At 64.2% G+C, this 7,658-nt stretch carries 6 protein-coding genes; 4 read left to right on the top strand and 2 right to left on the bottom strand.

Annotation, left to right across the window (positions count from 1 at the left end; all coding sequences use genetic code 11):
• The first annotated feature begins 202 nt into the window (after positions 1-202).
• Genes dnaK through FLM9_RS07500 form a run of 3 tightly spaced genes read left to right on the top strand, consistent with a single transcriptional unit; the run spans position 203 to position 3,811 of the window.
• Positions 203-2,428: a molecular chaperone DnaK gene (gene dnaK / locus FLM9_RS07510; protein WP_081340283.1), complete on the top strand. Its 2,226-nt coding sequence runs from the start codon at positions 203-205 to the stop codon at positions 2,426-2,428.
• 5 nt (positions 2,429-2,433) lie between these two features.
• Entirely contained in the window at positions 2,434-3,321 is an 888-nt protein-coding gene (locus FLM9_RS07505; RefSeq protein ID WP_074457987.1) for a DnaJ domain-containing protein, read from the top strand.
• A 46-nt stretch (positions 3,322-3,367) separates the two neighbouring features.
• Positions 3,368-3,811 (top strand): DUF3110 domain-containing protein, encoded by a 444-nt coding sequence (locus FLM9_RS07500; protein ID WP_074457988.1) that lies wholly within the window; start codon positions 3,368-3,370, stop codon positions 3,809-3,811.
• A gap of 42 nt (positions 3,812-3,853) precedes the next feature.
• Here the strand turns inward: FLM9_RS07500 and mtnP are convergent, their stop codons facing one another.
• Positions 3,854-4,768 (bottom strand): S-methyl-5'-thioadenosine phosphorylase, encoded by a 915-nt coding sequence (mtnP, locus tag FLM9_RS07495; RefSeq protein ID WP_081340282.1) that lies wholly within the window; start codon positions 4,766-4,768, stop codon positions 3,854-3,856.
• A gap of 21 nt (positions 4,769-4,789) precedes the next feature.
• Positions 4,790-6,424 carry a bifunctional 3,4-dihydroxy-2-butanone-4-phosphate synthase/GTP cyclohydrolase II gene (gene ribBA, locus FLM9_RS07490; protein ID WP_081340281.1) on the bottom strand — a complete coding sequence of 545 codons (1,635 nt, stop codon included), beginning with the start codon at positions 6,422-6,424 and terminating at the stop codon, positions 4,790-4,792.
• 81 nt (positions 6,425-6,505) lie between these two features.
• On the opposite strand from ribBA, the gene argC reads away from it, so the two are divergent.
• Positions 6,506-7,570, top strand: coding sequence for an N-acetyl-gamma-glutamyl-phosphate reductase (argC, locus tag FLM9_RS07485; protein ID WP_074457985.1), 1,065 nt, complete (start codon positions 6,506-6,508; stop codon positions 7,568-7,570).
• Positions 7,571-7,658: the final 88 nt, after the last annotated feature.

Raw genomic sequence — 7,658 nt, 5'->3', positions numbered from 1 at the left:
GAAAAGGGTTTACGTAAGCCAGCAGATTTTTCCAGGCGGGGAGAGGACGATTTTTCGAGGTGCCCTTAAGGGATGACTATGGCTTCCCTGTGGTTCGTTAAATGCCATAGTTGCTGTTCAGCAACCGACCCCTGAAACCAATCATCGATCTCGCCGTTCCAGTGGTGGCTCAAGTACGGTGAATCATCACGCGATCCGGTCGATGGGTCGAGCCGTTGGAATCGATCTCGGGACCACAAACTCTGTTGTGGCTACTCTGGAGGGGGGACGCCCCCAGGTGATTGCCAATGCTGAAGGGTTGCGCACCACCCCCTCCATGGTGGGCTTCAGCAAGGCGGGAGAATTACTGGTGGGTCGCCAGGCCCGGCGTCAACTGGTGCTCAGTCCCGGCAACACGTTTGCCAATTTGAAGCGCTTTATCGGCCGCCACTACGACGAGCTGGACGCGGTCTCTAAGGGCGTTCCCTACACCATTCGCCGCAACGATCAGGGCAATATCCGCATTGTCTGTCCGGCCACGGAGCGGGAGTATGCCCCGGAGGAGTTGGTGGCCTCCATCCTCCGCAAGCTGGTGGACGATGCCACCACCTACCTGGGGGAATCCGTTGAGGCGGGGGTGATCACCGTGCCTGCCTATTTCAACGACTCCCAACGCCAGGCCACCCGTGATGCCGGCCGTCTGGCGGGTATTGAAGTGTTGCGCATCCTTAACGAGCCCACCGCCGCGGCGCTGGCCTGCGGGTTTGACCGCAAGTCGGCCCGCTGTGTGCTGGTGTTCGACCTGGGGGGCGGCACGTTTGATGTTTCTCTGCTGCGCATTCGCAACGGGGTCTTTGACGTGAAAGCCACCAGCGGCGACACCCAACTGGGGGGCAACGACTTTGATCAGCGCATTGTGGATTGGCTTGCGGATCAATTCCAGGCCGACCATGACGTGAACCTGCGCCGGGATCGCCAGGCCCTGCAGCGGCTTCTGGACGGGGCCGAGAAGGCCAAGCAGGAGTTGTCGGGGGTGCGCCTGACCAATTTTTCCCTCCCCTTCATTGCCATGGGTGCGGACGGACCGTTGCACCTGGAGTGTGAACTGTCCCGGCGCACCCTTGAGGAGCTCTGCCCGGACTTGGTGGATCGGCTGTTGCGGCCGGTGCGCCGCTGCCTTCAGGATGCGCGGATCGCAGCTGACGACATTGACGACGTGATTCTGGTGGGGGGCTCCACCCGGATGCCCGTGGTGCAACAACTGGTGCGCACCATCGTGCCCCGGGAGCCCAATCAAGGCCATAATCCCGACGAGGTGGTGGCCCTGGGGGCCGCCATCCAGGCCGGCATTCTGCGGGGGGAGCTGCGGGACTTCCTCCTCAACGACGTCACCCCCCTCTCCGTTGGCCTGGAAACCATGGGTGGCGTCATGAAGCCCCTGATTCCCCGCAACACCCCCATTCCCGTCCGCAAGTCCGACACCTTCAGCACGTCGGAAGCCAACCAGTCCTCAGTGGAAATCAACGTGCTGCAGGGGGAGCGACAGATGGCCTGTGACAACAAGTCTCTGGGGCGTTTTCGTCTCTCGGGCATTCCACCGGCCCCCCGGGGTGTCCCCCAGGTGCAGGTGGCTTTTGACGTGGACGCCAACGGCATCCTTCAGGTCTCCGCCATGGATCGCTCCACGGGACACAAGCAGGCTGTCTCCATTCAGAACAGCTCCACCCTGGGTGAGCAGGAGATTCAACGCATCCTCAAAGACGCGGAAAACCGCGCTGCGGACGACCGGCGCCAGCGCACCGCAGTGAATCGGCGCAACCAGGCTGAGACGCTGTTGGCCCAGGCGGAGCGGCGCCTGCGGGACGTGGCGCTGGAGTTTGGCCCCTATGCCATGGAACGGCAAAAGCAGGTGGTGGACGGAGCCAGTCGGGACTTGCAAGACCTGCTCCGGGACCCGGAGGCGTCACCAGGGGAACTGGACGAGGCGGCCGCGATCCTGGAAGACGCCCTGCGGGTGTTGAATCGCTGCCTCAGTCGGGAGAGCCGCCGCGAGGAGCGGGGTCCCCTGCGGGGAATTCGCCGCACCATTGGCTCCCTGCGGGACGAGTTCTTTGCCGATGATGAGGAATGGGACGAGTGGTCCCCCAGGACCAGAGACAACCTGCGCTCCCCAGACGCCTGGGATCCGCCAGAGCGCTCCGCCCAAGGTGGTCGGAATGCTCCGGTCCCCTATGACCGAGGGTGGCAGGACGCCCCCGCAGCCTATGAACGCCGCCCGGCGCAACCCAAAGAGGAGGATTGGGTCTCCGGGGACACGGACTGGGGACCCCGTCAACTGACAACCGACGCAGGTGGGCAGCCCCATCAGCCAACGGCAGAACCTCCTGAACCCAGCCCCCGCCGTTGGCCGCCTGCCCAACTGGAAGCCGATCCCTGGGAGGATCCCTGAGGACCATGGCTGCTGGTCCCGACCAACGGGGAAGCGAGCCTGATGTTTGGGCCGTGCTGGGGCTCCAGCCTGGAGCGTCCGCAGCCGAACTCAAGCGCGCCTTTCGGCAACAGGCCAGGCGTTGGCACCCTGATCTGAACCCCGGCGATCCCACCGCCGAGGAGCACTTCAAGTCCATCAATGCCGCCTATGCGGTGCTCAGCGACCCATCCCGTCAGCGGGCCTGGCGGCAAGGCGTTGACGGCGGCGTCAACGGGGAGGAGCTCAACGGTTTCCCGTCCTTTGAAGACTACCTGGCCCACCTGTTTGGGCGACAACAGCCTGTGGATCGCTCCAGTGGGCCGCCCCCGGCAGACTGGCCACCAACTCCACCACCGGAGCCACCGGCAGCACCACCCAGGCCCCAATCCTGCCACGAGACGGCCCTGGCCCTGACCCCTCAACAGGCCTGGACAGGATCCCGACAGGTGGTGGCCCTGCCCGACGGGACCCATGTGGAGGTGCATACGCCCCCTGGTGCAGGGGATGGTTGGCGTCTTCGGCTGGCCGGCGTTGCCCCGGATGGAGGGGACCATCTCTTGTGCCTCCAGGTGCGCACCCGGGACGGCCTCCGCCTGGACGGCTTGCATGTGCATTACCGCCTTGACGTCTCTCCTGCCGATGCGGTTCTAGGGGCCCAGGTGACGGTGCCCAGCTTGCACGGCCCTGTGGAGTTGGAGATTCCCCCCAGGTGCTCCAGTGGTCAATTGCTGCGACTGCGGCGCTGTGGTCTCTGCCCGGAGGACCACTGCGGAGACCAGATTGTGGAGTTGCGCATTGTCGTTTCCTCGACGTTGCCGGAAGAGGCCGTGGAACTGTACCGTCAGCTTCAGGAGTTGGAGTCCTCCTGCTGAGGCCAGGGCATCCTGGTGAGAGAATTCAACAACCGCGTTATTGATGATGGGCGTTCACGTCTTGCTGTTTGATGCCGGCACCCACGGCGAGGGCATCCACTCCATTGACCTCAAGGGCAAGACCATTGTGCTGCTGTTCGAGGACGCGGATGATGCCGAGCGCTATGCCGAGCTTCTAGAGGCTCAGGATTTTCCAAGTCCCACTGTGGAGACCATTGCCCGCGAAGAGGTGGAGCACTTCTGCCGTTGCAACGGCTATGAAGCCCGGATTGTTCCCCAGGGTTTCCGCCCCCGCTCCGAAGAGGACCGGCTGCTGCTCCTGCCGCCGGAACGCAATCTGGACGTGGAGAACTGGCATCACCAGCCGCAACCCCAAACCGCGGAGTCGGAGTCGGCCCCTGGTGCCACCCAGTCGGAAACCACCCAGGACCAGGGCGCCCGTGATCCCCAGTTGGACGACCTCCGGCACAAGCTGGAGCGTCTGCTCTGACCCTCTGCGGCGGCCCCTGTCTCCTTCGGTTTGGGGGCATCCTCAGGGTTGATAGGGTCCCCAGTAGGGCTGGGTGAACAGATCCAGCCGCTGGCGCGTGGGGCCAGGTACCTGATCCGGAGCGGTGAGCAATGCCGTGGCCAGGGCGCTGTGCGTAGGGCTCTCCGGCTGCTCCGCCGTCAGAGCCGGCAAGCAGGCCTGGAGGATCATCTGGATGGTTGTGGCGTTCGCCCGCAGGTTGGCAAGGACCATCTCGACGCTCACGCTGTCATGGCCGTCATGCCAGCAGTCGTAATCCGTCACCATGGCCAGACAGGCATAGGCGATTTCCGCCTCCCGGGCCAGCTTGGCTTCCGTGAGACTGGTCATGCCGATCACGTCCCCTTGCCAGCGACGGTAGAGCTCGGATTCGGCACGGGTGGAAAAGGCTGGGCCTTCAATGCAGACGTAGGTTCCACCGTCATGGGCGGTGTGACCGGATGTCATGGTGCGAGCGGCTGCCTGGTGGAGCCGTTGGGAGAGCACAGGGCAGCAGGGGTCGGCAAAGCCAATGTGGGCAACACAGCCTTCCCCGAAAAAACTGGCTCGACGATTCACGGTGCGGTCCATGAATTGATCGGGGACCACAGCGTCCTGGATGCGGATGGACTCCTGCAGAGATCCCACCGCACAACAGCCAATCAGGTAGCGCACCCCCAGGGAGCGTAAAGCCCAGATGTTGGCCCGGTACGGCACCTCAGTGGGCAAGAGATGGTGGTGACGGCCATGGCGAGCCATGAACACCACCGGCGTCCCGTTCAGGTGCCCTTCCATGAGCAGGTCCGAAGGGGGGCCAAACGGTGTCTCGATTCGATGCTCACGCATCACCTCCAACCCTTCCATGGCGTAGAGGCCGCTGCCGCCGATCACGGCAACGGTCAACTCCCGGGAGGCATCTGCCGTCATGCCGGTGTTCATGCAACGTCGGGCCAATCTACTTCACGTTGGGCCTGGCGCTGTGGGCCTGGGTTGCCCCCAGCAGAGCAGGCAGTGGACGCCATCGTCCACCTTCGTCAAGGACGACCAGTCTCCCCAGGGCTGATCCAGCACCGGCACGTCGGCGCGGGGATGGCCACTCTGCTGCTGATCAGGGCTCACCAACAGTTGCAGCCGCCGCAACGACGTCTGGGCCACCAACTGGGGCACCAGGGCTTGCAGCACTGACCCCAAGGCGGCTGTAGCTGGCTGGGGCGCAAGGCGGATTGTTAGATCGGGGTTACAGAGCAGGGCTCTGGTGCGGGTCTGCACGTCTTCAGTGACCACAACGCCCGATGCCTGGGCCATGGCCTGGATCTGCTCCAGCAGTTTGCCCCGCTCCCGGGCAGAACTCTGCTGCCCACAATCCAACCCCAATACCGCATGAACACCCTGGAGCAGATGTCCCAGCTTCCGCGCCTTTGTGTTCAGATAGTGGCGGTTGTGCTGGCCGGGCTCCATCACCAGGGGAACCCGTTCGCTGATCTCCAGGCCGTAGCCCCCCAAGCCTGCCACCTTGCGGGGGTTGTTGGTGATCAGGCGCAGTTGATGGATGCCCAGGTCATACAGAATCTGGGCGCCGATGCCGTAATCCCGCAGGTCGGCGTCAAAGCCGAGCCGTTCGTTGGCCTCCACCGTATCCAGCCCCAAATCCTGCAAGCTGTAGGCCCGCAATTTGTTGATGAGGCCGATGCCACGGCCTTCCTGGCGAAGGTAGACAACCAGACCGCGCCCTTCCGCCTCGATCATCCTCAGGGCAGCGTGCAGTTGCTCCTGGCAGTCGCAACGCAGGGAGCCCAGGGCATCGCCCGTGAGGCATTCAGAATGGATGCGCGTGAGCACAGGACCGTCCCCCAGGCGCTCCATCGGTCCGCGAACAATGGCCAAGTGGTCGCCGTCATCCAGTTGATTGCGAAACCCGATGGCTTGAAAGGTGCCAAAACGGCTGGGCAGCTGGGCCGTGGCCACCCGGGTGACGAAACGTTCGTTATGGAGTCGGTAGCGAATGAGGTCGGCAATGGTCACCAGGCATAACCCATGGCGCCGGGCATAGGCCTGCAATTCCGACAGGCGCGCCATGGAGCCGTCGGGATTCTGGATTTCACAGATCACCCCGGCGGGATAGAGGTCTGCCAGGCGGGCCAGGTCCACTGCGGCTTCCGTATGGCCAGCGCGTTTCAGGACGCCACCAGCCCGGGCCCGCAGCGGGAAAACATGGCCAGGGCGGCAGAGATCCTGGGGGCGGGTTCTGGGGCCGATGGCCACCTGAATGGTGCGGGCCCGGTCCTCCGCTGAAATCCCGGTGGAGACGCCGTGCTCTGGCGCCGCATCAATGCTCACCGTGAAGGCAGTCTGGTTGCTGTCGGTGTTGTGATCCACCATCAGGGGCAGATCCAGTTCACCCAGCCGCTCAGCCTCCATGGCCAGACAAATCAGCCCCCGGGCCTCGCTGGCCATGAAATTCACCTGCCGGGGGGTGGTGAACTGGGCGGCAGAGATCAGATCCCCTTCGTTCTCACGGTTCTCGTCGTCCACGACCACGATGCAGTCCCCCCTGCGCAGCGCATCAAGTGCCTCGGGAATCGTGCTGAAGGTCATGGGAGGCAAGGAATGGCGGATGGCTGTTCTAGGCTGACTTCACGGCGTTTTCTCGCCATTTTTCCCCAAGCGGTGTCTGCTTTGCTCCCTCATCGTGTTGCCGTGATTGGCGCCTCCGGCTATGGGGGCCTCCAGACTGTGCGCCTGATCCAGGTCCATCCCCAGCTTCGGGTCACGTTTCTGGGGGGGCATAGCTCTGTGGGCAGCCGCTGGCGGAAGCTGGCCCCCTTTCTCGAGACGGGACCGGATCTGCACGTGGCCCCACCGGATCCGGACGCCATCGCTGCCGCAGCGGACCTGGTGGTGCTGAGCCTGCCCAATGGACGGGCCAGCGCTCTTGCCCCGGTCCTTTTGGAGCGTGGTCTGCGGGTGGTGGATCTCTCGGCGGACTATCGGTTCGCTGATCTGGAGGATTGGCGCCAAGTCTATGGCCACCAGGTGACGGTGGAGCGCAGCGACGCTGACCTCTGCGGGGAAGCGGTCTACGGCTTGCCTGAATTCAACCGCCAGGCCATCGCCACCGCCCGCCTGGTGGCCTGCCCCGGCTGCTTCCCCACCACCAGCCTCCTGGCACTGCTGCCCCTGCTGCAAGGGGGTCTCATTCTGCCCGAAGGCATCGTTATCGACGCCAAGACCGGCACGTCCGGAGGGGGCCGCGAGGCACGACAGCACCTTTTGCTGGCGGAGGCCGGGGAGGCCGTTGCTCCCTATGGGGTTGAGGGCCACCGCCACACCAGAGAGATGGAGATTCAGGCCGCAACTTTGGGGAGAAGTGGTCCCCTTCGCCTCCAGTTCACCCCCCACCTGCTGCCCATGGTGCGGGGGCTCCTGGCCACGGTCTACGGCCAACTGCGTGTACCGGACTGCCCGACGGCCCAGCTTGCCAGCCACTTCCGCGACACCTACCGGGACCACCCCTGTGTGGACGTGCTGCCGGTGGGGGTGTATCCCTCCACCAAGTGGGTGCGCCAGACCAACCGCGCCCTCCTCTCGGTGGCCACCAATCCACACACAGGCCAAGTGATTGTCATGGCGGCATTGGATAACCTGCTCAAGGGGCAAGCGGGCCAGGCTGTGCAATGTCTCAATCTCATGCTGGGCTTGCCCGAGGCCACGGGCCTGCCCCTGGAACCCTTTTACCCCTGACGCCTCAGGGCCGTTCAAACAGGCGCTGACCGGCCATGGCCACGGCAACAGGCAGAATGCGGTGCTCCTGGGCGTGAATCCTGGGGGC

It is taken from the genome of Candidatus Synechococcus spongiarum (assembly GCF_900047545.1).
In the GTDB taxonomy this organism is placed as follows: Bacteria; Cyanobacteriota; Cyanobacteriia; order PCC-6307; family Cyanobiaceae; genus Synechococcus_B; species Synechococcus_B spongiarum_C.
Note: the sequence above shows the minus strand (reverse complement) of the source record. Positions and strands in the feature narration are given on the sequence as shown.

Excerpts from the sequence above, each read along its gene's own strand:
- dnaK (WP_081340283.1), top strand. The coding sequence starts at position 203 with ATGGGTCGAGCCGTTGGAATCGATCTCGGGACCACAAACTCTGTTGTG.
- FLM9_RS07505 (WP_074457987.1), top strand. The coding sequence starts at position 2,434 with ATGGCTGCTGGTCCCGACCAACGGGGAAGCGAGCCTGATGTTTGGGCC.
- FLM9_RS07500 (WP_074457988.1), top strand. The coding sequence starts at position 3,368 with ATGGGCGTTCACGTCTTGCTGTTTGATGCCGGCACCCACGGCGAGGGC.
- mtnP (WP_081340282.1), bottom strand. The coding sequence starts at position 4,768 with ATGAACACCGGCATGACGGCAGATGCCTCCCGGGAGTTGACCGTTGCC.
- ribBA (WP_081340281.1), bottom strand. The coding sequence starts at position 6,424 with ATGACCTTCAGCACGATTCCCGAGGCACTTGATGCGCTGCGCAGGGGG.